The 24,847-nt window shown below is 70.5% G+C and carries 19 protein-coding genes and 2 tRNA genes; 11 read left to right on the top strand and 10 right to left on the bottom strand.

Going from position 1 to position 24,847, the window contains the following annotated elements:
- Window positions 1-3: 3 nt before the first annotated feature.
- Window positions 4-501, bottom strand: a complete 498-nt coding sequence (locus KQY30_RS23245; RefSeq protein WP_046504012.1) for a DUF3830 family protein — start codon at window positions 499-501, stop codon at window positions 4-6.
- Between the two features lie 158 nt (window positions 502-659).
- Here KQY30_RS23245 and ehuB point away from each other — a divergent pair, with 158 nt between their 5' ends.
- The 7 genes from ehuB to KQY30_RS23210 all read left to right on the top strand — a co-directional run bounded on the left by ehuB (window position 660) and on the right by KQY30_RS23210 (window position 7,096).
- Window positions 660-1,550 (top strand): ectoine/hydroxyectoine ABC transporter substrate-binding protein EhuB, encoded by an 891-nt coding sequence (gene ehuB / locus KQY30_RS23240; protein ID WP_217308484.1) that lies wholly within the window; start codon window positions 660-662, stop codon window positions 1,548-1,550.
- Window positions 1,547-2,221 carry an ectoine/hydroxyectoine ABC transporter permease subunit EhuC gene (gene ehuC, locus KQY30_RS23235; protein WP_217308483.1) on the top strand — a complete coding sequence of 225 codons (675 nt, stop codon included), beginning with the start codon at window positions 1,547-1,549 and terminating at the stop codon, window positions 2,219-2,221. Before ehuB ends, ehuC begins: the two co-directional genes overlap by 4 nt.
- A gap of 32 nt (window positions 2,222-2,253) precedes the next feature.
- On the top strand, window positions 2,254-2,871 hold the full coding sequence (ehuD, locus tag KQY30_RS23230; RefSeq protein WP_254407668.1) for an ectoine/hydroxyectoine ABC transporter permease subunit EhuD: 618 nt from the start codon (window positions 2,254-2,256) through the stop codon (window positions 2,869-2,871).
- 67 nt (window positions 2,872-2,938) lie between these two features.
- Entirely contained in the window at window positions 2,939-3,667 is a 729-nt protein-coding gene (locus tag KQY30_RS23225; RefSeq protein WP_254407667.1) for an amino acid ABC transporter ATP-binding protein, read from the top strand.
- Between the two features lie 141 nt (window positions 3,668-3,808).
- On the top strand, window positions 3,809-4,561 hold the full coding sequence (locus KQY30_RS23220; protein ID WP_217311271.1) for an IclR family transcriptional regulator: 753 nt from the start codon (window positions 3,809-3,811) through the stop codon (window positions 4,559-4,561).
- Between the two features lie 70 nt (window positions 4,562-4,631).
- Window positions 4,632-4,705 (top strand) — tRNA-Lys (locus tag KQY30_RS23215).
- A gap of 282 nt (window positions 4,706-4,987) precedes the next feature.
- Window positions 4,988-7,096: a phosphocholine-specific phospholipase C gene (locus KQY30_RS23210; protein WP_217308480.1), complete on the top strand. Its 2,109-nt coding sequence runs from the start codon at window positions 4,988-4,990 to the stop codon at window positions 7,094-7,096.
- A gap of 151 nt (window positions 7,097-7,247) precedes the next feature.
- On the opposite strand, the gene KQY30_RS23205 is transcribed toward KQY30_RS23210, so the two are convergent.
- From KQY30_RS23205 to KQY30_RS23190, 4 genes are all read right to left on the bottom strand, one after another.
- Window positions 7,248-7,736, bottom strand: a complete 489-nt coding sequence (locus KQY30_RS23205) for a phospholipase (RefSeq protein WP_217308479.1) — start codon at window positions 7,734-7,736, stop codon at window positions 7,248-7,250.
- A gap of 461 nt (window positions 7,737-8,197) precedes the next feature.
- On the bottom strand, window positions 8,198-8,785 hold the full coding sequence (locus KQY30_RS23200; protein ID WP_046503996.1) for a lytic polysaccharide monooxygenase: 588 nt from the start codon (window positions 8,783-8,785) through the stop codon (window positions 8,198-8,200).
- A gap of 142 nt (window positions 8,786-8,927) precedes the next feature.
- On the bottom strand, window positions 8,928-10,259 hold the full coding sequence (locus KQY30_RS23195; RefSeq protein ID WP_254407291.1) for an SPFH domain-containing protein: 1,332 nt from the start codon (window positions 10,257-10,259) through the stop codon (window positions 8,928-8,930).
- A gap of 1,745 nt (window positions 10,260-12,004) precedes the next feature.
- Window positions 12,005-13,510, bottom strand: a complete 1,506-nt coding sequence (locus KQY30_RS23190) for a peptidoglycan-binding protein (protein ID WP_217308478.1) — start codon at window positions 13,508-13,510, stop codon at window positions 12,005-12,007.
- Between the two features lie 181 nt (window positions 13,511-13,691).
- Between KQY30_RS23190 and KQY30_RS23185 the strand changes: the two genes are divergently transcribed.
- The 3 genes from KQY30_RS23185 to KQY30_RS23175 all read left to right on the top strand — a co-directional run bounded on the left by KQY30_RS23185 (window position 13,692) and on the right by KQY30_RS23175 (window position 18,077).
- Window positions 13,692-13,765 (top strand) — tRNA-Lys (locus KQY30_RS23185).
- Between the two features lie 416 nt (window positions 13,766-14,181).
- Window positions 14,182-16,128 (top strand): glycosyltransferase, encoded by a 1,947-nt coding sequence (locus KQY30_RS23180; RefSeq protein WP_217308477.1) that lies wholly within the window; start codon window positions 14,182-14,184, stop codon window positions 16,126-16,128.
- On the top strand, window positions 16,125-18,077 hold the full coding sequence (locus KQY30_RS23175) for a galactose oxidase-like domain-containing protein (protein WP_217308476.1): 1,953 nt from the start codon (window positions 16,125-16,127) through the stop codon (window positions 18,075-18,077). The genes KQY30_RS23180 and KQY30_RS23175 overlap by 4 nt, the downstream gene beginning before the upstream one ends.
- Window positions 18,078-18,082: 5 nt before the next feature.
- On the opposite strand, the gene KQY30_RS23170 is transcribed toward KQY30_RS23175, so the two are convergent.
- The 5 genes from KQY30_RS23170 to KQY30_RS23150 form a co-directional block, all read right to left on the bottom strand.
- Window positions 18,083-19,138 (bottom strand): glycoside hydrolase family 6 protein, encoded by a 1,056-nt coding sequence (locus KQY30_RS23170; RefSeq protein ID WP_217308475.1) that lies wholly within the window; start codon window positions 19,136-19,138, stop codon window positions 18,083-18,085.
- Between the two features lie 166 nt (window positions 19,139-19,304).
- The gene (locus KQY30_RS23165) at window positions 19,305-19,817 is read right to left on the bottom strand and encodes a hypothetical protein (RefSeq protein ID WP_217311543.1); all 513 of its coding nucleotides are present in this window, start codon (window positions 19,815-19,817) and stop codon (window positions 19,305-19,307) included.
- A gap of 113 nt (window positions 19,818-19,930) precedes the next feature.
- On the bottom strand, window positions 19,931-20,710 hold the full coding sequence (locus KQY30_RS23160; RefSeq protein ID WP_046499241.1) for an HAD-IIA family hydrolase: 780 nt from the start codon (window positions 20,708-20,710) through the stop codon (window positions 19,931-19,933).
- Window positions 20,711-20,864: 154 nt separating this feature from the next.
- Complete coding sequence (locus KQY30_RS23155; RefSeq protein ID WP_217308474.1) at window positions 20,865-21,767, bottom strand: hypothetical protein; 903 nt, start codon at window positions 21,765-21,767, stop codon at window positions 20,865-20,867.
- A 242-nt stretch (window positions 21,768-22,009) separates the two neighbouring features.
- Entirely contained in the window at window positions 22,010-23,278 is a 1,269-nt protein-coding gene (locus KQY30_RS23150) for an ROK family transcriptional regulator (RefSeq protein ID WP_254407666.1), read from the bottom strand.
- 311 nt (window positions 23,279-23,589) lie between these two features.
- On the opposite strand from KQY30_RS23150, the gene KQY30_RS23145 reads away from it, so the two are divergent.
- The gene (locus KQY30_RS23145) at window positions 23,590-24,705 is read left to right on the top strand and encodes a Gfo/Idh/MocA family oxidoreductase (RefSeq protein ID WP_217308472.1); all 1,116 of its coding nucleotides are present in this window, start codon (window positions 23,590-23,592) and stop codon (window positions 24,703-24,705) included.
- Window positions 24,706-24,847: the final 142 nt, after the last annotated feature.

Below are 24,847 nucleotides of genomic sequence, written 5' to 3'. Positions count from 1 at the left end.
GAGCTACGCGCGGCGGAAGCTCAGCGTCTCGCCGATGGCGCCCGCACGCCACAGGTCCTGGCAGGCCTCGGCCATCCGGTCGAGGCCGTCGACCACCGAGCCCCAGACGATGCCGGGGATCCACCCCATGTCCCCGTTGATCAGCAGATTGTTGCGCTCGTAGAAGAGGGCGAGATCCACGACGGTACGGCGTCCCCGTACGGCCTGTTCGTCATAGCCGTACGACGCCGTGCCCAGCTCCGTCTCGGAGAAGGTGAAATAGCAGAGATCGCCCGGGATGGGGGTGACGGTCGGATTCTCCAGCGGCGGTTCCTCGGCGGCGAAGGCCGGGAACAGCGCGTAGATCTCATTGCGGGCGTATTTCGCGTGATAGACGTCCGAGCCCAGCGGCAGGGCCTCCCACACCGCCGCACAGGTGACCGGGGCCCGGTCGTCCAGGAGTTTCGCGGTGCATTCCACTCCGCGCTTGTCCAGTGACACAGTCACAAATCGGTCGGTCATGTCCTCATCGTCCTCGTCGGGCCGACCGAGTCAAGACCACCGCAGCGCCGATACCACTGGGTTCATGCGCCGGGACCACTGGGTCCAATGGGACCTCTGAGGCAAGAGTGCCGGAACCCCTACGCATAACCGGGGTGGACCGGGGTAGCCGCGCGGCCATGGCTTCACCACCGGAAAACACCTTCTCAGGACTCCTGAGACGCCGTTCCCTGCTGATGGGCACGGCGGTTCTGGGCGCCACGGGGGCGTTCGGCACCGCCGGCTGCGCCAAAATCCCCACCGGCGACACCCTCGCCCGGCTGAAATCACAGCGCACCGTGCGGCTCGGTATCGCGGGCGAGGCGCCGTACGGATTCATCGACCAGAACGGCGAGTTCACGGGCGAGGCCGTGGAACTCGCCAAAGTGATCTTCAAACGCCTCGGCGTCGGCGGTGTCCAGCCCGTCGCCACCGATTTCTCCTCGCTGATTCCCGGGCTCAACTCCCAGCAGTTCGATGTGGTGTCGGCCGGGATGTACATCAACAAGGAGCGCTGCGACCAGGTCATCTTCGCCGACCCGGAATACCAGATGCTCGACTCGTTCATTGTGCTCAAGGGAAATCCCAAGGGGCTCCGTTCGTACCAGGACGTCGTGCGGACCAAAGCGAAATTCGCCACCGGCACCGGCTATGCCGAGATCGACTACGCGATATCCGCCGGAGTGCCGGAGAAGGAGATCGTGATTCTCCAGGATCCGGTGGCCGGGCTGAACGCGGTCGAATCCGGCCGGGTCGATGTCTTCGCGGGCACGGCGCTCACCGGGCGCGGTGTGGTGCGGAAGAGCCGCAAGGCCGAGGCGACCGAACCGTTCGCGCCGGTCGTGGACGGCGAGAAGAAGATCGACGGCGGCGGATTCGCCTTCCGGCCCACCGATACGGAACTCCGCGATGCCTTCAACACCGAGATCCACGCCATGAAGAAGAGCGGCGAACTGTTCCGAATTCTCCGGCCGTTCGGCTTCACCGAGTCGGAGATGACCACCCTGACGGCCAAGGAGCTGTGCGCATGACGGCCGGCCTCTGGACGCACTGGGTGCTGCCCGGCATCTGGATCACCGTACAACTCACCCTGTACAGCGCAGCACTGGCCACCGCCGTGGCCTTCGCCGTCGGCGCGGCCCGTACCCACCGCTCGCGTACCGTCCGCTTTCTCGCGGGCCTCTACACCGAGATCTTCCGGGGCACTTCGGCGCTGGTGCTGATGTTCTGGCTGTTCTTCGTGATGCCGAGCCTGTTCGGCTGGGCGCTGGTCCCGACGTGGGCGGCGGTGCTGGCGCTGGGCCTGTCGTACGGGGCGTACGGCGCCGAAGTCGTGCGCGGCGCGCTCAACTCGGTCGCTCCGGCCCAGCGCGAGGCGGGCATCGCGCTCAACTTCACGCCCTGGCAGCGGCTTCGGCTGATCATGCTGCCGCAGGCGGTGCCCGAGATGATCCCGCCGTTCTGCAATCTCCTCATCGAACTGCTGAAGGGCACCGCGCTGGTCTCACTGCTCGGGGTGGCCGATGTGTCGTTCGCCGCCTATCTGGTCCGGCTGGCCACCCAGGAAAGCGCGCAGATCTATTCGGTGACCCTGGTGATCTATTTCGTACTCGCCTTTCTGCTCACCCGGGGAATGCGGGCGCTGGAACGGAAGACCAAGGCCGGTATCGGTATCACCACGACCGCCGGAGGTGCCCGGTGAACGGCTGGGACTGGTCCGCCGTCGCGGACTTCATGCCACGTTTCTGGGACGGTCTGCTCCTCACCCTCCAGGTGCTGGTGCTCGGCTCGCTCCTCTCCTTCTCCCTGGGGCTGGTCTGGGCGATCGGATTCCGGTCCGGCACCCGCCTCGTACGGTGGCCGGTCCAGGCCGTCACCGAATTCATCCGGAACACCCCGCTGCTGGTGCAGCTCTTTTTCTTCTTCTTCGTCCTGCCCGAGTGGGGAGTCCAGTTCTCCGGACTCGCCACCGGCACCCTGGCGATCGGGCTGCACTACTCGACGTACACCGCGCAGGTCTACCGGGCCGGAATCGACGCCGTACCCGCCGGACAGTGGGAAGCGGCGACGGCGCTCAGTCTGCCGCTGGGCAGGACCTGGACCGCGGTGATCCTGCCGCAGGCGATCCGCAGGATCGTGCCGGCGCTGGGGAACTACGTCATATCGATGCTGAAGGACACCCCGCTGCTCGCCGGGATCAGTGTGCTGGAAATGCTCCAGCAGTCCCGGCTGGAGAGCGCGGCCACCTTCCAGTACACCGAACCGCTGACCGTGGTCGGTATCGCCTTCATTCTCATCGCCTATCCGGCTTCACTTCTGATGCGAGCCCTGGAGCGCCGTCTTGTCCGCTGACTTTCCACCCGCGAACACGAACACACAAACAGACGCGAGCACAAACACGAGCACGGATGCCGATGAACTGATCCGTTTCGACAAGGTCACCAAGAGATTCGGCAGAAACACCGTGCTCGACAATCTCTGCTTCTCGGTCCGGCCGGGAAAACATGTCACCCTGATCGGCCCGTCCGGCTCCGGCAAGACCACGATTCTGCGGCTGCTGATGACCCTGGTACGGCCCGACGAGGGCACCATCACCGTCAGCGGCGACCAGCTCTTTCCTGCGGGCCCCAAGGAAGTCCGCGAGATACGCAAGAACATCGGCATGGTGTTCCAGCAGTTCAATCTCTTCCCGAACATGAGTGTGCTGCGCAATGTCACCGAGGCACCGGTCCGGGTGCTCGGGCTGAGCAGGGACGACGCGGAGGCGCGCGGCCGTGAACTGCTCGACCTGGTCGGTCTCGGCGACCGCCGCGGCGCGAAGCCGTCACAGCTCTCGGGCGGCCAGCAGCAGCGGGTGGCGATCGCCCGCGCGCTGGCGATGCGGCCGAAGATCCTGCTGCTGGACGAGGTGACCTCGGCGCTCGACCCCGAACTGGTGGCCGGAGTGCTCGACGTCCTGCGGGACATCGTCCGCACCACGGACATCACCATGCTCTGTGTGACCCATGAGATGAACTTCGCCCGGGACATCTCGGACGAGGTCCTGATGTTCGACTCGGGCAAGGTCATCGAGTCCGGTCCGCCGGAGCGGATCTTCTCGGCGCCGGAGCACGAGAGGACGCGTGAGTTCCTTGGCGCGGTGCTCTGACCTCAGCCGCTTCCCGCTCATCGGCCTCACTGGCCCCGGCCGTCCGCAGCCTGGCATCGGCCGCCCCGTACCGGGCCGTTCGCGGTTATCGTGGTACGCGGTGAGCTTGCGGTCACAACCTGTCAGGGGGGAACGGCGGTGCTGAAGCCGGAGCCGACCACGCCGTTCCACTCGGTGCGGTACGTCCTGCGCGTCCTGGAAGCCGTGTCCAAGTACGGCGGCGGGGTGACCGAGGACCGGATCGCCCGGGACAGCGGGCTGCCGCCCGGACATCTCGTACCCCTGCTCACACTGCTGTGCCGCGAGGGGTACGTGGAGCGGCTCGCGGACGGCGCCTATGTGCTCGGGAACGCGCCGGCGCTGCTCGGACCGGGATCCGCCCGGCGCCGCGCCCTGGAGGCCAGGCTCCAGCGGGGCCTCGACGAGCTGCGTGACTCGGTCGGCGCGGCGGTCTATCTCAGCCGCTACATCGACGGCGAGATCAGGGTCACCCAGATCGCCGAGGGGCCGCTGACGCCCGCGGTCCACGAGTGGGTCGACTTCCGCTCCACCGCCCACGCCAGCGCGATCGGCAAGTGCCTGCTGACCCAGCTCGACCGGAACGGCCGCCGGGAGCATCTCGCGCGCCACAGGATCGCCCGGTTCACCTCGCGGACGATCACCAGCGAGCGCCTGCTGTTCTCCCGCCTGGACAGCCGCCCGCCGACCGTCCCCGTACTCGACCTCCAGGAGTACGCGGTCGGCACGGTCTGCGCCGCGGTCCCGCTGACCGCGGGCTCCACGGTGGGCTGCCTGGCCCTCTCGCTCCCGGTCGAATACGCGCACCGCCTGCGCGCGGCGGCCGAGACCCTGAACCGCCGGGCGGCCCCGATGGCCCTGTCCCTGACGCTCTAGGCCGTGTCCGGCCCCTCGGCGCGTGGTCCGGAGCACTCCTGAGCACCGGGTATTATTTTCGAGTCAGCAGGCGCCGCTAGCTCAGTTGGTTAGAGCAGCTGACTCTTAATCAGCGGGTCCGGGGTTCGAGTCCCTGGCGGCGCACCGGCGAATAGGTCACTGACCTGGGCGTTCTCGACTTCCGAGAACGCCCTTTCGCGTTTCTGGACCGCGCGTGGAACCCCGTACGAAACCGCGCACGAGACCCCATACGGGACTGCGCGAAAGGGTGGCACAAGTCCGGCCGCGGGGCCTGTCCGGGGGCCGCTGTACGTGTCCTGTACCGCGCGGCGCCAAGTGGGCGGTGCCGGTCGTTCCCCCTGGGTCGGTGACCTTGGCAGGTAGTCGCTTCGTCCGTTACCCCCCGAACAGGCAGGTCCTACGCTCATGCCCGAACTCAACCGGCGCCGCTTCCTCCAGATAGCAGGCGCGACCGCGGGTTTCTCCGCGCTGTCCGACAGCATCGCCCGCGCCGCCGCCATCCCGGCCGGACGCCGGTCCGGCACCATCAACGACGTCGAGCACATCGTCGTGCTGATGCAGGAGAACCGCTCCTTCGACCACTACTTCGGTTCGCTCAAGGGCGTACGCGGATTCGGTGACCCCCGGCCGATGACCCCGGCCGGCGTGAAGTCGGTCTGGCACCAGTCCGACGGCACCAAGGACATCCTGCCGTTCCACCCGGATGCCGAGGACCTCGGCATGCAGTTCATCGCCGGGCTCGACCACGACTGGGCGGGCGGCCACCAGGCCTGGAACCAGGGCCGGTACGACCAGTGGATCCCGGCCAAGTCACCGGGGACGATGGCGTATCTGAAGCGTCAGGACATCCCGTTCCACTACGCCCTCGCCGACGCCTTCACCGTGTGCGACGCGTACCACTGCTCGTTCATCGGTGCCACCGACCCCAACCGCTACTACATGTGGACCGGCCACACCGGCAACGACGGCAAGGGCGGCGGACCCGTCCTCGGCAACGACGAGCTGGGATACGACTGGACGACCTACCCGGAGCGCCTCGAAGAGGCCGGTGTCTCCTGGAAGATCTACCAGGACACGGGCGACGGGCTCGACGCGGCCGGCGGCTGGGGCTGGATCGACGACGCCTACCGCGGCAACTACGGCGACAACTCCCTGCTCTACTTCAACAAGTACCGCAACGCCAAGCCCGGCGACGCGCTGTACGAGAAGGCCCGTACGGGCACGAACGCGAAGAACGGCGACGGCTTCTTCGACATCCTCAAGGCCGACGTGAAGGCCGGGAAGCTTCCCCGTATCTCCTGGATCGCCGCGCCCGAGGCCTTCTCCGAGCACCCCAACTGGCCCGCGAACTACGGCGCTTGGTACATCTCGCAGGTGCTGGACGCGCTCACCTCCAACCCCGAGGTGTGGAGCAGGACGGCGCTCTTCATCACCTACGACGAGAACGACGGCTACTTCGACCACGTCGCACCGCCCTTCCCCCCGGCCTCCGCCGCGCAGGGCGCCTCCACGGTCGACACCTCGCTCGACCACTTCAAGGGCGACAGCCGCCACGCCGCCGGGCCCTACGGCCTGGGCCAGCGGGTGCCCATGCTGGTCGTCTCCCCCTGGAGCACCGGCGGTTATGTCTGCTCCGAGGTCTTCGACCACACCTCCGTCATCCGCTTCATGGAGCGCCGTTTCGGGGTGCGCGAGCCGAACATCTCGCCCTGGCGCCGTGCCGTCTGCGGCGATCTGACCTCCGCCTTCGACTTCGGTCTCAAGGACACCAGGCACACCCCGCTGCCGGACACCGACGCGTACGAGCCGACGGACCACGAGCGCCACCCCAGCTACCGGCCCGTCCCGCCCGAGCACGGCGTCCTGCCCAAGCAGGAGAAGGGTTACCGCCCCGCGCGCCCGCTCCCCTACGCGCCCTTCGCCGACGGCGCCTCGACCCCCTCGACCGGGCGTTTCACGCTCACCTTCAGCGGCGGTGCCTCCGCGGGCGTGTGCTTCACGGTGACCTCGGCGAACCGCACCGACGGCCCGTGGACCTACACCACCGGGGCCGGACAGCAGCTCTCCGACACCTGGAACACGCAGTACTCGCAGGGCTCGTACGACCTGTCCGTGTTCGGGCCCAACGGCTTCCTCCGTACGTTCCAGGGCTCCGGCACCACCGCCGGCCCCGAGGTGACGGCCCGCCACGAGGCCCCCGGCACCCGCGACGGCCACGGGTCCCACCACGGCCCGGACAAGAAGTCCGGCTCCGCGGCCGTGGTGCTGACCCTGACGAACGCGGCCAAGGCCGACCGCCGTCTGACGATCACCAACGCGTACGGCGGCAGGAGCACGACCGTCAAGGTGCCCGCGGGCGGACGTGTCGTGCACCGGGTGGAGCTCGACGGCACCAAGCGCTGGTACGACCTGACGGTGGTCTCCGACAAGGACAAGGGCTACCTGCGCCGCCTCGCCGGCCACGTGGAAACCGGCACCCCCGGCGTCAGCGACCCGGCCATCATCACGGGCTGACCCCCGCCGGACCGCTTGAGCAACACAGCAGCGGGGCCCTTCGCGGCGCCGGGCCCCGCTGCTGTGTCAGGCGACCTCAGGAGTCAAGCGACCTCAGGGGTCGAGCGGCCTCAGGGGTCGAGCGGCCTCAGGGGTCGAGCGGCCTCGGGGATCAGGCGACCGAGCGGGTGCCGTCGACCATGGGGCTCACGCCGAAGATGTCGACCGCGTGGTAGTACGTCCACGCCAGGGCGTCGCAGGACACCTTCGTGGCACCCGAGTACTTCGCGCACACACGCTTGAGGTCCGCGTAGAAGGCGGAGTCGATCCGGGCCTTGTTGGCGCTGAACGTGCCGGCCGCCTTGTAGTTGCGGTAGCCGAAGTCGTGGCGCACGCAGGCGTTCTGGAAGGGGAAGCCGAAGGGGTTGTCGGGCGACGAGGAACAGTAGTCCGTGGACCAGTCGAAGCCGTACGCCGACCAGGCGCCCTGGTTGTTGCGGGCGGCCATGAAGGAGTTGTAGCTGTTCACGGATTCCTGGGTCCAACTGCTGAGCACCTGCGGCTTGTCCGCCGGGGCGGCGGTGGCCGAAGTGGCCGTCAGCAGGGAAGCGGCGACGGCGAGTACGGCCGAGGCGAGCGGGAGAGCCAGACGTCTGCGCATGACGGATCAACCTCCGTGCGGTATGGGGGGACACGCTCCCTGCCCGGGGTGGCATGGAGCGCCGCAAGCGTGAACGGCACGGCTGTCGCACGGGTCTACGCGCGATGACCGCCGCGGGAATGGTCCCCCAAATCCCGGCGCGGGCAAACCCCTGTGACACCGAACGCCCCTGTGAACGCTCCGAGTTGACGGTTCCGTCCCGGGCTGACCGGTCTGCGCCCGCGCACCCCGCGCCGAGGTGCGCGGGGCGAGGCGGACGTACGCTCCCTACGGGGTGACGACACGCGCCTCGGGGAGCGCGGACCGCACGGCGGCGGACCGGGCGGGCGCCGTGCCCCCCGAGGTTCTTACGGCCTGACTACGCCGGCCCGCGGCCGGCCACGCGTCAGAACTGGATGTTGTTCGGAACCGGACGCCCTGAAGCCCAACGGCTCAGAACCTGGCGTCCGGGGCCGAACAGCTCAGAACTGGACGTCGGAGCACGCGTAGAACGCGTTCCCCGTGTCGGCGATGGTCCACACCGCCAGGATGATGTGCTTGCCCGACCTCGAAGGCAGCGTGCCGGAGTGCGACAGCGTCGCGGGCGGCTGCTGGTTGTTGTACGGCACCGTCAGGAACGGCTGGGTGTCCAGGGCGGCGCGGGTGAGCGGCGCGGAGGAGTTCCAACCGTTCTTGGTGATGTAGTACTTGAAGTCGGTCGTGGCGTGCCGCGCGGTGAACTGCCAGCGGAAGTTGTAGCTCTGGCCGCCGTTCACCTTGGTGGTCGGCCAGGAGCCGCCACGCGGGTCGTCGAGCTGCGCGAACTGGCCGAGGCCGCCCGAGCAGATCTTGCCGTCGGCGGGGCCGCCGTTCGGGAAGCCCTTGGGCCCCTCGACGCTCTGCGGCTCCCACTGGATGTTGCCGCAGTTGGTCACCGTGCCGTTGGCACAGAGCTTCTGACGGCTGATGGGGGAGTCCGTGTAGCCATGGCTGCTTGCGCTGCTGGTGGCGAGCAGGGACACGCCCGCCACGGCGAGGCCGACAACGGCCGCGCCTATCTTCTTTCGCATGCTTCGCTCCAGAGAACGTGGGGAGTTCGGTGAGCCGTACTGCACGCGTGCAGGGGGGAACAGTCTGCGGTCTAGACCAAGCTCTAGAGTATTAACGGAACTTGACCGTGTCCATAACAAGTACGAGCCAGGTCCAGACCAATTACAGCCTCTCCGGGGTGCCTTGCCGCCCGGTGTAGAAAGCCACGGTGAGGTCCTTGACCAGCACCTTGCGCTCGTAATCGTCCAGTTCGACCAGTCCGCGGGCGGTCAGCCGGTGCACCGTGTCGTCCACCGCGTCCACCACGGAAGTCAGCACGCTGTCCCGGTGCTTGGCGTCGATCGCTGCGATCCGGCTTCGCTGCATCGCGGCGGCGATCTCCGGCGCGTACTCGATCCGGGTCGGCTGCGCGGAGAACACATCGATACCGACGGGCCGGCACTCCGCCGAGAGCATCCGGGTCAGCGCGTCGCCGACCGCCTCCGCGTTGCGCAGGGTGGGGGCCTCGTCGTGGAAGGTGTCGGCGGGAAGCTGGGAGAGCACCCGTGCCATCGCCGCCTCGACCTGCTCGCGCAGATACTGCTCGTGGTTTTGTACGCCGAGGGCCGCGCGTACGGTGTCCCTGACCCGCCAGATGACCAGCACGACCACGAACAGCGCGGTGCCGTTCGAGTCGACCGCGGGCATCGGCTCGCTGCGCCAGTGCCGCAGCCGTACGTCCACCCGTCGGCGCAGCAGCAGCGGGCTCACCCAGACCAGTCCGGTACGGCGCACACTGCCCCGGTACTCGCCGAACAGGGTGAGCACCCAGGCATGACCGACCCGGCCGCGGCCCAGCCCGCCGAAGGCGAAGAGGGTGACGGTCCCGCCGAGCGCGAGCAGGGCCCACTGGCCGATCCCGATGCCGCGGTCGGGGTTCGACCCCAGCCCGAGCGGTCCGGTCACGGCCTCCGGAACGGCCCCGGACCACCACACGACCGCCGCGCACGCGACCAGCGCGAGCACCCCGACGAGCACGGCGGCCCACCCGGGCAGCGCGGGCCCGGGCCGCTCGGCCAGCTTGGGATCCACGGGCGGCGGAGGCCGCAACGGTACGACGGGCACGGCTGGCGGCACCCGCCTGACCCGCGGCTGCTCCCCGGTCCCCCAGCGCCGCCCGGTGCCGGGGGACTTGGGGTCGTCTGCGGCCGTCTCGTCGCGGAACAGGAGATGTACGGGGATCTCGTGGGTGGACTCCCCGACGATGAGGGGGCTCCAACGGTGAGCGGGTTCAACGGGGTCGGCGGAGCCGACGGGACCGGGGCCGGCGAGGCCGGGACCGGTGAGGCCGGGACCGGTGAGGCCGGGACCGGTGAGGCCGGGGCCGGTGAGGCCGCTCAGGCCGTCCGCACCGGTCGTGTCCGCCGCACCGCCGCCCTGACCGTCATGTCCTGCTGTCCCGTTCGGGCCGGAGGGGTCGACGGTGCCGATGCCGGTACCAGTGCGACTGGCCAAGCCGGTCGCACCGACAGAGCCGGTCGAGTCGGCCCGGCCGTTCGGACCGGCGGGGTCGACCGTGCTGGTGCGACCGGTCAAGCCGGCCGAGTTGGCCGACTTGGCCCGGCCGCTTGGACCGGCAGAGTCGACCATGCCAATGCATCCGGTCAAGCCGACCGAGTCGGCCGAGCCAGGCCGGCCGGTTGCGCCGACCGGCGCAGACACGCCGTTCCGGCCGAACGGACCGGTGGCGCCGAACGGACCGGTGGCGTCGGCCTGGCCGCCAGAGTCGGCCGTATCGGCCGGGCCCGGCCAGCCGGTTGCATCGGTCAGGCCGGACGGCCCTGGGCCGTCGGCACCGAAGGCGCCATGCACGCCGTCGGCCCCGGACGCGCCACGCACCCCGCCGCCAGCCGAGCCGACCCGACCAGCCGTACCCGCACTGCCCGCGAACCCGGACCCACCGCTCACGCCACGCACGCTCCCCGCGCCGCGCCCTGGGCCATCAGCGCCAGTCGCATCACGCGCGCCGCCCCCGCCGGTCGAGTCGACCGGACCGGGCATACCCGTACTGCCCGTGAGCCCTGACACGCCGCTCGCGTCAGGCACGCCCGGCGAACCAGCCACATGAGTTGGCCCCGTCAGGCCGACCGGGTCCGTCGTTCTCGTAACGCCGTTTGAGCCGGCCGAGCCGGACGCAACGGGCCCGCCGGTCGAGCCGCTTGGTCCTGCGCCATGGAGACCGGTCGGGCCGGTCCAGCCGGAGGACCGGGCGCCGTCGGTCTTGGTCGAGCTGAGCCAGCCGGATGGTCCGTTCTCGTCCGTCCCACCGCCCTCATGGGTCACGCTCGTTGGGTCGGCCATCTCGGGTGAGCCGTTCAAGCCCATCGGTCCGGCCGCGCCACTCGCGCCGACCGCGTCGGTCGAACTCGTCCCGTCGGACAGGCGGCCCCTGCCGGGCGCACCACCCGCGTCAATCAGGTGTGTTGAAGCGGTCGAGCCGATGAGGCCGTCCGGATCAGTCGCGCCCGTAACGTTGCCGGGAACGGGCCTGCCGTTCCGGTCCGTCACGTCGGCCGGGCCGGGCCGGTCTGCCGGACCTGCCGTCCCTGACCGGCCCCGGCCGTCGAACCCCGCCGGGCCCGACGCGCCACCCGCGCCGGTCAGGCCGTCCGGGCCGGTCGTGCCCGTACCGCCCCTGGGAGCGGAGCCACCGTTCAGGCCCGTGCGGCCAGTTGGCCCGGCGGAGCCCGGCACACCGGCCGTGTCGGCCGTGCCCGCTCGGCCGGTCATGCCGATCCGGTCCGCCGGACCGGCCACGCCCATGCCCTTGCGCCCCGGCCCGCCGTCCCGGCCCGACACAGCGGCCCAGCCGGACATGCCTGACGTACCCGTACCCGTCGTATCGGTCGCGGACGTCAGGCCCGTCACGTCGAAGGCGCCGGTCTCGTCAACCACACCATCGGCCCCGGCCGCACCCTGCATCTCGATCGGCAGCGTCGTCTCCGTCGACCCCGGCGGCTCCGCGGTCCTGTCCGCCCACGCGCCCGCGCCGTCCTCCGCCCGGTCCCCCCGGAGCGTCCGCGTCGGGGTCCATACCTCCGCGCCGAACAGGGAGCGGGCCGAGCGGTGGGCCGGTTCGACCGGCGGGCCCGCCGGCGGCGGGGCGGCCTCGGGCGGGTGGTCGCCGTCCGGCGGGGGCGGCGCGGGGGCCGGCCCTTCGTCGTTCGGGTGCGAGGTCGTCGTCGTCATCCGTGCCTCCGTCATGCGAAGAGTCGCCGCCAGGTCTGCGGGCCGGGATAGCCGTCGGCCTCGGCGCCGCGCCACCCCTGGGCGCGCTGGAACGCCTCGACATTGCGCCGGTCGGCCTCGGTCCAGCCGCGCCCGGGGCCCGAGGTGTAGTGCTTGCCGAAGCCCTTCTTCACGAGCTGCTTGCCGAGCCGCTCGACGTACACGCTGGTGCTGCCGGGACGGAAGTGCCGGGCGCCCGGGTACGGCACGGCCTCCCCGGACGTCCCGGGCCTGCCCGCCTTCGCCGGCGCACCGCCGCCCTTGCCCCCACCGGCCGGGATGTCCTTGCCCAGGCCCCGTACGAGATACCGCCAGGTCGCCGGGCCCGGCAGCCCGTCCGCCTCGGCGCCGCGCCAGCCCTGCGCGCGCTGGAACGCCTGGGTGGCCCGCCGGTCCGACTCGCTCCACCGGGGCCCGGCGCCCTCCCGGTAGTAGCGCCCGCCCCCGCGCGCGATCAGCATCCGGCCGAGCCGTCTGACGTGCGCGTTCACCGCGCCCGGCCGGAACGACCCGGTCCCCGGATACACCGCCGTCGCCCCGGTCCCGGCACTCGCCCCCGGCCCCTTGCCGTCGCCGCTCCCGGCCAGCCCCCGGTAGCGGTACGGGACATAACGGCCGGAGTTGCTCCAGTACGCGAGAGGCGTGGACTGCGAGCGGGCGTGCGGCTGGGCCTGTTCGTACGCCAGATAGTGGGAGCGGGTGTAGTCGGTCCAGCCACCGAAGATCGTGACGTGCGACCCCTTCTGCGGGTTGGCCGGATTGTGGAAGAGCAGCATGTCGCCGGGCTGGAGCTCGTCGTGATCGATCCGTACGCCGTACCGCGCCAGCGTCCCCGTCCATTCGCTGCCCGGGAGGTTCCAGGCCATCGAGACATAGCCGGAGCAGTCCTGGCGGTACCCGTCCGACCAGAACTTCGCCATGCTGTACGGCACCTGCGCGTTCGCCCAGCGCTTGGCGCGGTTGATGATGTCGGCCCGGGTGGATCTGCGCAGGGCGCCGTGGGACCGGTGGGAACCGGGGCCGGGCAGCGGCCGCCCGTAGAGCGGGGCGCTCCCGCCCTGCGGCGTCCCGGGCTCCGACCCGGCGGCCACCCCGGACACCTTCCCCACAGCCACCCCCGCCGGCACCCCGAGCGCCTTCCCTGCAACCGCCCCGGGCGTCACTTCCGGCGCCATCCCGGCGGCCACCCCGGACGCCACCCCCGCAGCCATCCCCGGCGCCGTACCGGCGACAACCTCCGCAGCCGCCGTCACACCTCCCACATGTCCCGCCGCCCACGCCGCTTCCGTACCCGTCCCCGCCGTCCCGAGGGCCACGCCCGCCGTCGCCAGGACCAGCGCCCGCCGGGCGCCGCGTGCGGCCGGATGGCCGCCCGCGCGTACCGGTACGCCCCTCGCCAGGTCGCGTCGCCGTTCGGCGCAGCCGGCACAGGAACAGTCGGCGGCGGGCTCGTACTCCTCGAAGACCGGGACGGTCATGCGATCCCCTCCACACTCATCGCGATCTTTCCGGCACGATGGGCGCGCCAGTGTCTCAGGTATCTGGACAAGTCGCATTTTGACGGATCAAGGGAAAGAAAGGACAATCCGACAGGCCGTAACAGCCATCAAATGGCCAGGACCACCTCCGCGGATCCGGTAGAGTCCTCCAGGTCAGCAGGCGCCGCTAGCTCAGTTGGTTAGAGCAGCTGACTCTTAATCAGCGGGTCCGGGGTTCGAGTCCCTGGCGGCGCACGCGCATACGGAAGCCCCCTCGCACCGAGCGAGGGGGCTTCACGCATCTCCGGCCGGCGCAGGGGCCATGCGCCCGGCCACCACACCGCCGCCACATCCGTCACACTGACCGCCCACATCGCGTACACAACAGACAATCGGAATATTTCTTCCTTGCGGTCCCGAGTCAGGTCGGCCAACCTGTTCAGAACGCGTCGACGCCGGCGCGTCGACGCCAATGAGGTACGCGGCCCGAGCAGTTGGACAGGGCCCAGGGGGATGCCTCCACGGGCGGGTGCAACCGGACGGCCGCCGTTCTCTGTCCTTGAGTGCGGGGCCGCGGCTGCCGCGCCCGGGGCCGGTGGTCGAGGGGGACCGTTCCGGACGAAACCGTCGGTACCGATCACGCAGCGACCGTGCTCGCGGGGGGATGACTCATGACGTCGACGCCAGAGGGCGCGCAGCAGAACGACGCGTCCCGGACCACCCAGCTCCGGATCCCCTCCCATCTCAGAAGCGGCGGCCAGCGCCCCTGGTCCAGGAAGCCCGCGCTCCCCAAGTACGACTACGAGCACTACAGCCGGCTCGCGGGACCGCTCACCCGGCCCGACCCGGACAAGCCGTACACCGTCCGCTACCGCTCGCTGCTCTCGCAGGAGCCGCACCGTGTCCGGGCCGCCCTGCTGCTCGGCGCCGCGCCGCTGCTCTCGCTCGGGCTCTTCGTCTGGCTGATGCAGCCTCAGCACTGGACCGAGCGCGATCCGAACCTCAAGAACGACACCCTTCTCGTCCTCGACATCGTGATGCTCGTCTCGATCGGACTGATCGAGCTGTTCCGCACGATGAATGTCCTCTCGAACGCCCACGCCACCCTGGTGGCGCGCGATCCCGTCCCCGTCATACCGGAGACCGGCACCCGCGTCGCCTTCCTCACCTCCTTCGTCCCGGGCAAGGAACCCCTCGCCATGGTCACCAAGACCCTGGAGGCGGCGGTCAGGATCCGGCACCGCGGACCGCTGCACGTCTGGCTGCTCGATGAGGGCGACGACCCGGCGGTCAAGGAGGTCTGCGCCCGCCTCGGGGTGCACCACTTCTCCCGCAAGGGCATCGCGAAGTGGAACCAGCCCAAGGGCGCGCACCGCGCGAAGACCAAGCACGGCAACTACAACGCCTGGCTCGACGCGCACGGCGACGCGTACGACTTCTTCGCCTCCGTCGACACCGACCACGTACCGATGCCCAACTATCTGGAGCGGATGCTCGGTTACTTCCGCGATCCGGATGTCGGCTTTGTCATCGGCCCCCAGGTGTACGGCAATTACGACACCTTCGTCACCAAGGCCGCCGAGTCGCAGCAGTTCCTCTTCCACGCCCTGATCCAGCGCGCGGGCAACCGCTACGGCGCGCCCATGTTCGTCGGTACGAGCAACGCCGTACGGATCAGCGCGCTGAAGCAGATCGGCGGTCTGTACGACTCGATCACCGAGGACATGGCGACGGGCTTCGAGATGCACCGCGCCAGGAACCCGCGCACCGGCAACAAATGGCGCTCGGTCTACACCCCGGACGTACTGGCCGTCGGCGAGGGCCCGACCGCCTGGACCGACTTCTTCACCCAGCAGCTCCGCTGGTCGCGCGGTACGTACGAGACGATCCTCAAGCAGTACTGGCGTGGGTACGGCACGCTGCCGCCCGGCAAGCTCTTCAACTACACCATGATGATCATCTTCTACCCGATGTCGGCCCTCAACTGGATCCTGGCGGCCCTGAGCTGCGCCCTGTTCCTGGGCATGGGCGCCTCCGGTGTGCAGATCGACCCGGCGATCTGGATGATGCTGTACGGGAACGCCTCGGCCCTCCAGATCGGGCTCTACATCTGGAACCGCCGCCACAACGTCTCGCCGCACGAGCCCGAGGGGTCCGGCGGGCTGGCCGGCATGGTGATGTCCGCGCTGTCCGCGCCGATCTACGCGCGCTCGCTGATGGACGCCGTACTGCGCCGCAAGAGCGGTTTCGTGGTGACGCCCAAGGGCGACTCGTCCAGCCCCGACACGCTGTTCGGGACCTTCCGGATCCATCTCTTCTTCATCCTGGTCTTCGGCGGATCGCTGGCCTCCTCCTTCTACTTCGGGCACGACCATCCGGCGATGATCACCTGGGCGTCGCTGGCGATGCTCATCACGGCGGCGCCGATCTTCGCCTGGCGCTGGGGGATGCGCCAGGACAGGAAGAAGCGGCGGAGGCGGGGGCGCGGTGACGCCAGTGCTCCGTCCGGGGACACGGCGACCGGGGGCGCGGCTCCCTCCGTACCGCAGCAGCCCGCGGGCCCGCCCGTGGCCACTGATCAGACCATGCAGATTTCCCTTGGGGGACGTAAGAAATGAGCGCCATTCCCGTCCGGCAGAACCACCGCAGAAACCGCGCCCGCCGTATTGCGATAGGCGCCGCGGTGGTGGTCGCGGTGGCCGGGGTGAACGGTCCCGCGCTCTACCGGTTCGGCTCGGCCAAATACCACGAGTACACGATCAACCGGCCGGAGTACAAGGCCGAGAACGGGCACTGGGACTTTCTCGACATCCCGTCCGAGTTCCGGATCAACTCGATCCACGCCGCCCTGCTGCACACCGGGAAGGTGCTGCTGATCGCGGGCTCCGGCAACAATCAGAAGAACTTCGACGCGGGGAAGTTCGAGTCGATCCTCTGGGATCCGAAGGCCAATACGTACAAGAAAATCCCGACGCCCAAGGACATGTTCTGCTCCGGGCACACCCAACTGCCGGACGGGAACCTGCTGGTGGCGGGCGGCACCAAGCGGTACGAGAAGCTCAAGGGCGATGTCACCAAGGCCGGCGGCCTGATGATCGTCCACAACGAGGACCCGGACAAGCCGGTCACCCTGCCCGCGGGCACGATGTTCACGGGCAAGGAGAACGGCAGGACCTTTGTCTCCAAGGACCCCGTTCTGGTCGAGAAGGCCAAGAAGATCTTCGATCCGGAGACCGGCGCCTTCCTGCGGACCGAGGCGGGTCTGGGCCGTATCTATGTCGAGGCGCGCCAGTCCGGCAAGAAATACGAGACCGGCACCGAGGACAATTACCGGGTGCAGGGCATGAAGGGCTCCGACGCCCGCAATGTCTATGGCATCGCGCAGAAACTCGCGCTCGACAAGAAGGACTTCCAGGGCATCAAGGAAGCCTACGAGTTCGATCCGCTGGCGGAGAAGTACATCACCGTCGACCCGATGAACGAAGCCCGCTGGTATCCGACGCTGACCACCCTTGAGGACGGCAAGGTACTGGCACTGTCGGGTCTCGACGAGATCGGCCAGATAGTCCCCGGCAAGGACGAGATCTACGACCCGAAGTCAAAGTCGTGGGAGTACACCGGAATCATCAGGAAGTTCCCCACCTATCCGGCGATCTTCCTTCTGGACAACGGCAAGCTCTTCTACAGCGGCTCGAACGCCGGCTACGGCCCGGCCGATGTCGGCCGTGATCCGGGCATTTGGGATCTGAAGACGAACAAATTCCAGAAGATTCCGGGGCTGAGCGATCCCGACCGGATGGAGACCTCGGCGACGGTCATGCTGCCGCCCGCCCAGGACCAGAAGTTCATGGTCATCGGCGGGGGCGGGGTCGGCGAGTCCGAGAAGTCCAGCGAGAAGTCCCGGCTGGTCGACCTCAAGGCCCGCGACCCGCGCTTCACGGACGGCCCGGAGCTGGAGAAGGGCACCCGCTATCCGAGCGCCTCGCTGCTGCCCGACGACTCCGTACTGATCACCGGCGGCTCCGAGGACTACCGGGGGCGCGGCGGCTCGGACGTCCTCCAGGCACGGCTGTACGACCCGGAGTCGGCGTCGTACGACCGGGTCGCCGATCCGGCGGTGGGCCGCAACTACCACTCGGGCTCGGTCCTGCTGCCCGACGGCCGGGTCATGGTGTTCGGCTCGGACCCGCTCTACTCGGACCAGGCCAACACCAGGCCGGGCGTCTTCGAGCAGCGCATCGAGATCTATACGCCGCCGTATCTCTTCCGGGACGAGCGGCCGGTGCTCTCGGGCGGGCCGAAGAGTGTGAAGCGGGGCGGGACGGCGGAGTTCAGAACGGCGGATCCGGGGGCGGTCGCCTCGGCGAAGCTGATGCGGCCCAGCGCGGTCACACATGTCACCGATGTCGAACAGCGTTCGGTGGCACTGGACTTGAAGAAGACGGCGGACGGTATCGAGGTCACGGTCCCGAAGAACAGGGCGCTGGTGCCGTCGGGCTGGTACATGCTGTTCGTCACGGACACGAAGGGCACGCCGTCCGAGGGCGTGTGGGTGGAGATCCCGTAGCCGCGCTACTTCGTGTTCCGCGCCAGTTCCAGGGCGTACTCCGCATACCACTCGCCCGCCTTGGGGCCGCCCTTGCAGTCGCCGTCCGACTCCCCGGGCCGCTTCACCCACAGATACGCCGTGACCAGCGGGTCGCCGGTGTCGGTGGTCGGCGCCTCACCGAGGGCGCGGCCCGGCGGGTTGCACCAGGTCTCGCCCGGATCGCCGCCGGTGTACGGGCCGTTGCCGTTGCGGCTGGTGTCGATCACGAACGGCTTGCCGCCGACCTTCTCGGAGAGCCGCCTGCCGAAGTCCGCGCTCGCGTCCGTCGGGTAGAAGTTGGAGACATTGACCGCGAAGCCGTCCGCAGCGGCGATGCCCGCGCGCTGGAGCGGTTCGAAGAGCGCGTCGGGCGACTGCCAGCCCGCGTTGCCCGCGTCCACGTAGACCGAGGTGGCGGGCTGCCGCTTGAGCCGCTCGACGGCGCCCTTGAGCAGGTCGTACCGCTCCTCGTGGTACGCCTCCGGGGTGCAGCCGTCCACCAGGTGCAGTACGGCGTCGGGCTCCAGGATCACGGTGGCGCGGCGGTCGCCTATGCCCTGGGCGACCTCGTCGACCCAGGCCCGGTACGCGTTGCCGTCCGAGGCGCCGCCCTTGGAGAACTGGCCGCAGTCGCGGTGCGGGATGTTGTAGAGGACCAGCAGGGCGTCCCGGTCGGCCTTCGCCGCCGCCTCGGTGAAACCTTTGGCCTGAGTCCGGGGGGTGTCGGGGCCGATCCACTCGGCGACCGGCTGTTCGGCGATCTTCCTGATCAGCCCGGCGTTCACGGTCTCGCCCCGGTCGGCGTACCCGGCGGCCTGCCGGGCCGCCGTGCCGTCGGGGTTGACCCAGTACGGTGCCTCCGCCTTGGGGCGCTGGCCGATCGGCGGCACCTCCGTACCGCCGTCACCGCGGTCCGCACCGCCGCCGTCGCCGGACGAACAGCCCGCGACGAGCAGCACCGCACCCGCCGACGCCCCCACCGCGCCCGCCCTCAGCACCGCGCGGACGCGCGCGCCCCGGCCGGAATAACTGCCGTACATCCACTCCCCCTTGACGCACCGTCATCCGGAGCGCGCACCCCCCGCGCCTCCGGACCTCCCCTGCCCGCCGGTCGGGACCGGCCACCGCCAATCCTGGCACAGCGGTCCGATCCGCCCGGCGGATCGTGCGGCTTCGTGGGCGAGCTGTGACGACAGCCGCGTCGGATCAGGGACGCCGGTCGTGGCTCGCGTCCGGTTCCAGGTCCGGGTCGCGGGCGTTGCGCCGCCGCCGGGCGCCCCGGAAGGCCACCGCGACCGCGGCGACGCCCGCGAGGACCAGGCCGACCACGGCCTGCGGGGCGCCGGGCCCGGCGGATTCGTCCCGCACTTCGTCGGCGGCGGCGGGGTGTTCGGGGCGTGCCGCGCTCCCGGGGCCGTCCGCCGCCGGACCGTCCGCTCCCGGGCCGCCGCTGCCGATCTGCACCGGACCGAACGGCGTGGGCAGGTCTCCGGGGCGGTGCTGCCCCGGGCAGGATCCGTGAGCCGTCGCCGTACCGCCCGTACAGTGGCCCGCCCCGGGCCCGGCTACTCCGCCGAGGGTCACGGCCGACGGGGTCAGAGTTCCTCGTACGGAGTCATGGTCCTGGACGGCGCCGCCGGCGCCGGTGACGAGGACCGGCACGGCCACCACCACGGCGGCCGCACCCACGGCACGGAGAGCGAGCAACCCTGGACGCATCGTGGACCTCCTGACGCCGACGCTCCACTCCGACATCTCAGAGACTCACGCGTCCCCGGGCCGTCCGCATCCGCAGCGCGCGCCGCCCGTCGGCCACTTCCCCGCTGACGTGCTCAGATGCGATCGACCAGATCGGCGATCGAGTCAACGACCGTGGACGGCCGGAAGGGATAGCGGTCGATGTCGCCGGGCGCGGTCAGTCCGCTCAGCACCAGGAAGGTCTCCATCCCCGCCTCCAGACCGGCGAGGACGTCGGTGTCCATCCGGTCGCCGATCATCGCGCTGGTCTCGGAGTGCGCGCCGATCGCGTTGAGCCCCGTCCGCATCATCAGCGGGTTGGGCTTGCCGGCGAAGTACGGGTCCTTGCCGGTCGCCTTGGTGATCAGCGCGGCCACGGCGCCGGTCGCGGGCAGCGGGCCCTCGGTCGAGGGGCCGGTCTCGTCGGGGTTGGTGCAGATGAACCGCGCTCCGCCGTTGATCAGCCGGATCGCCCTGGTCAGCGCCTCGAAGCTGTAGGTACGCGTCTCACCGAGCACCACATAGTCCGGCTCGTGGTCGGTGAGTATGTAGCCGATGTCGTGCAGCGCGGTGGTCAGTCCCGCCTCGCCGATGACATACGCCGTACCGCCGGGCCGCTGGTCCTCCAGGAATCTGGCGGTGGCGAGCGCCGAGGTCCAGATGTTGTCCACGGGCACGTCGAGCCCCATCCGGGCGAGCCGGGCCTGGAGATCGCGCGGGGTGTAGATGGAGTTGTTGGTGAGGACGAGGAACGGCTTGCCCGACTCCTTCAGTCGCTTCATGAACTCGGCGGCGCCGGGGATCGGTACCCCTTCGTGAATGAGCACGCCGTCCATGTCGGTGAGCCAGGACTCGATCGGCTTGCGCTCTGCCACTGGATTGTTCTCCGCTCTGGGGTGGCCAATATTGCGTGGTCCGACACGCCCAGCGTAACGAGGGTGTACAGCGGTGACCGCAGACGGGTTCCCGGCTCGTACGGCATTCGTACGGCAGGTATGCGGCGCTCGGTGGGGCAGTGCCGCTTGATTGTCAGTGCCGCTCGGTAGGGTCGGTACGGAGTCGTCGGGCACCGACGACCAAGAGGGCTCCGCCGATCAGCAGCGCGGCCACCGCCGCCGTACGGCCGACGAGGTCGCCCTCCAGTCCCGCGCGGGCGAGTTGACCGGTCCCGGGCAGCCGTTCGCCGGGGTGGGAGTGGCCGACAGCGGGAGCGGGTGTCCGCGTACCGGTGCCCTTGGTGGATCCGTCACCGCTGATGCCCTTGCCCTCGGGCTTGCGGACGGCCAGGCGGTACGCGTCGGACTCCCCGACCCAGTCGCCGTCCCGGCCCCGCCGCTGGACGGCCGCGGCGGTGATCATGACCTTGTTGGGCTCGGTGTTCGCGGCGAACGCGAGCCGCGCGTGGACGGTGACGGTATGGCCCGCCGGTACGGCGAAGCCCGGCGAACCGTCGTCGAGTACGCCGATGATCTCGTCCCGCTCGGTCTTCTCCAGCGGCAGGGCGTGCCAGCGCCCCTCGCCATCGGTCATCTCCAGGGTGAGCTGGGAGGCGGTGAGCGCACGGTGCCGGTCGACGAGGACGAGGACGGGGTGGATGTCGCGGCACATCCGGGCTGTGGTGTTGGTGAGTTCGAGCGCCCAGGTGCCGGCGGCGCCACCGGGCCGGTAGGCGTCGGGGCCGCCGAGGATCCGTGAGGTGATCGGGAACTCGGGGTCGGAGAGCTTGCCGCACCGGGGACCGGCAGCGACGGGCACCGACACGGCCCGCGTCCCGGGCGCGACCAGCGACACGGCCGGTACGGGCGCGAGCAGCGACACAGCTTGCACGGCTTGTACGGCTTGTACGGGGGCGGGCAGCGCGTGGGCCGTCATCGGCGCGATCGTCGTCGTGGCCACGGTGATTCCGGTGGCGAGGGCGTGACGCAGTCGCATGGGTGGCGTGGCCTTTGCTGCTCGCGGGGCGCGTTGGCGTGCTCGGGAATGCGGTCGGGGATCGCGGGGATGCGGTCGGGGTTTCTCGGCGTGTGGTCGGGGACATGCCCGGGTGCCCGGGCCGCCCCGGACAGGACACGACCCGAGCCCCCGTCGAAGCTGCCATGCGACCGCGGTCCGTCCGGAGCACCACGACCCCGAGCGGCCGAAAAATCACATGAACACACCCCATCAGCCCAGCATCATCCCAATTCCGACTCCCGCCGATGGCCGAAGACCGGCGCGAGGACGAGTTGCGCGGCGCCCTCGGCGACCGGGTGCGGCCCGCCCCCGGCCGCGGTGACGGGGATGACCGTACCTCTGGAGCGTTCCGCGACGACCGCGCCGACTCCCCGTACGAAACACGCCTCGTGCGCGGCGATCGTACGGCCGCCGAGCAGGACACGGTCGATGTCGAGCAGGCCGACGAGGTTCGCCGCGCCCGCGCCCAGCACCCGGGCCGCCTCCGGCAGATCGCCACGGGCGAGAGCGGCGAGACAGAGCGCCTCGATGCAGCCGCGGTTGCCGCAGTCGCAGCGGGGGCCGTCGAGCTGGATGACCTGGTGCCCGAACTCCCCGGCCCCGGTGCGGGCCCCGCGGTGCAGCGCGCCGCCGAGCACGAGCCCGGCGCCCAGGCCCGTACCGAGATGGAGATACGCGAAGGAGTCGCCGGCCCCGCGCAGGGCCAGACCGAGGGCGGCGGCGTTGGTGTCCTTGTCGAGGACGACGGGAAGCTGAAGCCGCGCGGCGAGCGCCTCGCGCAGCGGAAACCCCTCCCACTCCGGAAACCCGGTGACCCGTCCGGGCACCCCGGCCCGGTGGTCGAGCGGGCCGGGCATGGCGACCCCGACGCCGAGCACATCCCGCGAGCCGTCGCACCCATCGGCCACCAAGTCCGCCCGTATCCCCGGCCGTACCCCCGCTTGCGCGGAGATCCCGGCCCGTATGGAAGCCGCGGCGCCGGGGGCAACAGCGGTCCCAGGGTTGGGGGCAACGGCGGTCCCGGTACCGGGGGTGACACCCACGCGCCCGGCGCCGACCGGCATGTCGAGCCGCCCGCCCGCCCGTGCCCTCGCCGCGCGCAGCGCTTCCGCGCGGACCGCGTCGACCTGGATCGCCGCCGTCTCGACGACCTGTGCCGCGCCCGCTCCGAGGTCGAGCGGGACCGTGCGTACCGCGACCAGGGCACCGGACAGGTCCACCAGAACGGCCGTCAGTTCGTCGCGGTCCAGATGCAGGCCGACCGCGGAGGCGGCGGAGGGGACCAGCCGCAGTACGGTTCTGGGCTTGCCGCCCGTGGAGGCGCGGCGGCCGGCCTCCGTGGCCATGCCCTCCGTGCGCAGCCGGGCCGTGATCTTGCTGACCGCCTGCGGGGTGAGGCCGGTCCGCTCGGCGAGTTCCAGCCGGCTGATCCCCGCGTCGCCCGCCGCGCGCAGCAGGTCGAGGACCAGAGCCGCGTTGTAGCTGCGCAGTACCGGCAGATTGGCCCCGGCACCCGCGGTCCCGCCGACCGCGCCGCCGGCGCCGACCCCGCCGGTGACCGTACCGCCGGTGCCGACACCGCCCGCGAGCGTGCCGCCGGTGACCGCGCCACCGGTGCCTGCACCGCCGGTGACCGTACCGTCGGTAGCCGCACGGCCCGTAGCCGTACCGCCGGTAGCTCCACCGTTGGTGACGGCCGCGTCACCCCTGGCTACTCCCGTGACATCCCCGTTTCTTTTCTCCACGTCCGCCATTGTCCCTCGTGGTTGCACTTTGGCAACGCCGTTGCTTAAGTGGTGCCATGACCTTGACTGGTACCCGCACCGGCCCCCGTACCGGCACCCCGCTGCGCGTCGGACTCGTGGGCTACGGCCTCGCGGGCTCCGTCTTCCACGCCCCGCTGATCGCCGCCACGGACGGGCTCGTCCTCGACACCGTCGTCACCGGGAGCCCGGAGCGCCGGGAGCAGGCGCGCGCAGAGTTCCCGGACGTACGGTTCGCCACGTCGCCGGTCGAGCTGTGGGAGCGCGCGAACGAGCTCGACCTGATCGTCATCGCCTCCCCCAACAAGACGCATGTGCCGCTCGCGACGACCGCCCTCAAGGCCGGGCTGTCGGTGGTCGTGGACAAGCCGGTCGCGGGCAGCGCGGCCGAGGCGCGCGAGCTGGCCGCGCTCGCCGAGGCGCGCGGGCTGCTGCTCTCGGTCTTCCACAACCGCCGCTGGGACAACGACTTCCTCACACTCGCCCGGCTCATCGACACCGGCCGGCTCGGGGACGTGCAGCGTTTCGAGTCCCGCTTCGAGCGGTGGCGCCCGCAACTGAAGGGCGGCTGGCGCGAGTCGGGCGCGGCGGAGGAGATCGGCGGACTGCTGTACGACCTGGGCAGCCATGTCGTCGACCAGGCGCTGGTCCTGTTCGGCCCGGCGGAGCGGGTGTACGCGGAGCTGGACGTACGCCGTCCCGGCGCCGCGACCGACGACGACACGTTCATCGCGGTCACCCACACGAACGGTGTCCGCTCGCATCTGTACGTCAGCGCCACGGCGGCCCAGCTCGGCCCGCGCTTCCGGGTACTCGGCTCGACGGCGGGGTATGTGAAGCACGGTCTCGACCCGCAGGAGGCGGACCTGCGCGAGGGCAAGCGGCCGGGCACGGCGGCGGGCTGGGGAGTGGAGCCCGAGTCCCTGTGGGGGCGGATCGGCGCGGGCGAGTCGCCGCTGACCGGTGGCGGCCACCCGGTGGAGACCGAACCGGGCGACTACCCGGCGTACTACGCGGGCATCGCCACCGCGCTGCGCAAGGGCATCGCGCCTCCGGTGACGGCGTACGAGGCGGCGGCGACGCTGGAGGTCCTGGAGGCGGCGCGGCGCTCGGCCCAGGAGGGCACGGTTATCACCCTGGAGACCGAGTCATGAGCGCCGCGTCCTCGGTACCGGCTTCGGGCGCGGCCCCGGCTTCGGGCGCGGCCCCGGCTTCGGGCGCGGGTCCGGCTTCGGGCGCGGGTCCGGCTCAAGCCCCGGCCCCGGCCCCGACTCAGACCCCGGCCTCCGCTCCGAC

The sequence above is a fragment of the Streptomyces sp. GMY02 genome (genome assembly GCF_019056675.1).
GTDB lineage: Bacteria > Actinomycetota > Actinomycetes > Streptomycetales > Streptomycetaceae > Streptomyces > Streptomyces odonnellii.
The sequence above is the reverse complement of the archived record's forward strand: the minus strand, read 5'-3'. Positions and strand labels throughout refer to the sequence as shown.

Coding starts and splice junctions, on each gene's coding strand:
- KQY30_RS23245 (WP_046504012.1), bottom strand. CDS start 501: ATGACCGACCGATTTGTGACTGTGTCACTGGACAAGCGCGGAGTGGAA.
- ehuB (WP_217308484.1), top strand. CDS start 660: ATGGCTTCACCACCGGAAAACACCTTCTCAGGACTCCTGAGACGCCGT.
- ehuC (WP_217308483.1), top strand. CDS start 1,547: ATGACGGCCGGCCTCTGGACGCACTGGGTGCTGCCCGGCATCTGGATC.
- ehuD (WP_254407668.1), top strand. CDS start 2,254: ATGCCACGTTTCTGGGACGGTCTGCTCCTCACCCTCCAGGTGCTGGTG.
- KQY30_RS23210 (WP_217308480.1), top strand. CDS start 4,988: ATGCCCGAACTCAACCGGCGCCGCTTCCTCCAGATAGCAGGCGCGACC.
- KQY30_RS23205 (WP_217308479.1), bottom strand. CDS start 7,736: ATGCGCAGACGTCTGGCTCTCCCGCTCGCCTCGGCCGTACTCGCCGTC.
- KQY30_RS23200 (WP_046503996.1), bottom strand. CDS start 8,785: ATGCGAAAGAAGATAGGCGCGGCCGTTGTCGGCCTCGCCGTGGCGGGC.
- KQY30_RS23190 (WP_217308478.1), bottom strand. CDS start 13,510: ATGACCGTCCCGGTCTTCGAGGAGTACGAGCCCGCCGCCGACTGTTCC.
- KQY30_RS23180 (WP_217308477.1), top strand. CDS start 14,182: ATGACGTCGACGCCAGAGGGCGCGCAGCAGAACGACGCGTCCCGGACC.
- KQY30_RS23175 (WP_217308476.1), top strand. CDS start 16,125: ATGAGCGCCATTCCCGTCCGGCAGAACCACCGCAGAAACCGCGCCCGC.
- KQY30_RS23170 (WP_217308475.1), bottom strand. CDS start 19,138: ATGTACGGCAGTTATTCCGGCCGGGGCGCGCGCGTCCGCGCGGTGCTG.
- KQY30_RS23165 (WP_217311543.1), bottom strand. CDS start 19,817: ATGCGTCCAGGGTTGCTCGCTCTCCGTGCCGTGGGTGCGGCCGCCGTG.
- KQY30_RS23155 (WP_217308474.1), bottom strand. CDS start 21,767: ATGCGACTGCGTCACGCCCTCGCCACCGGAATCACCGTGGCCACGACG.
- KQY30_RS23145 (WP_217308472.1), top strand. CDS start 23,590: ATGACCTTGACTGGTACCCGCACCGGCCCCCGTACCGGCACCCCGCTG.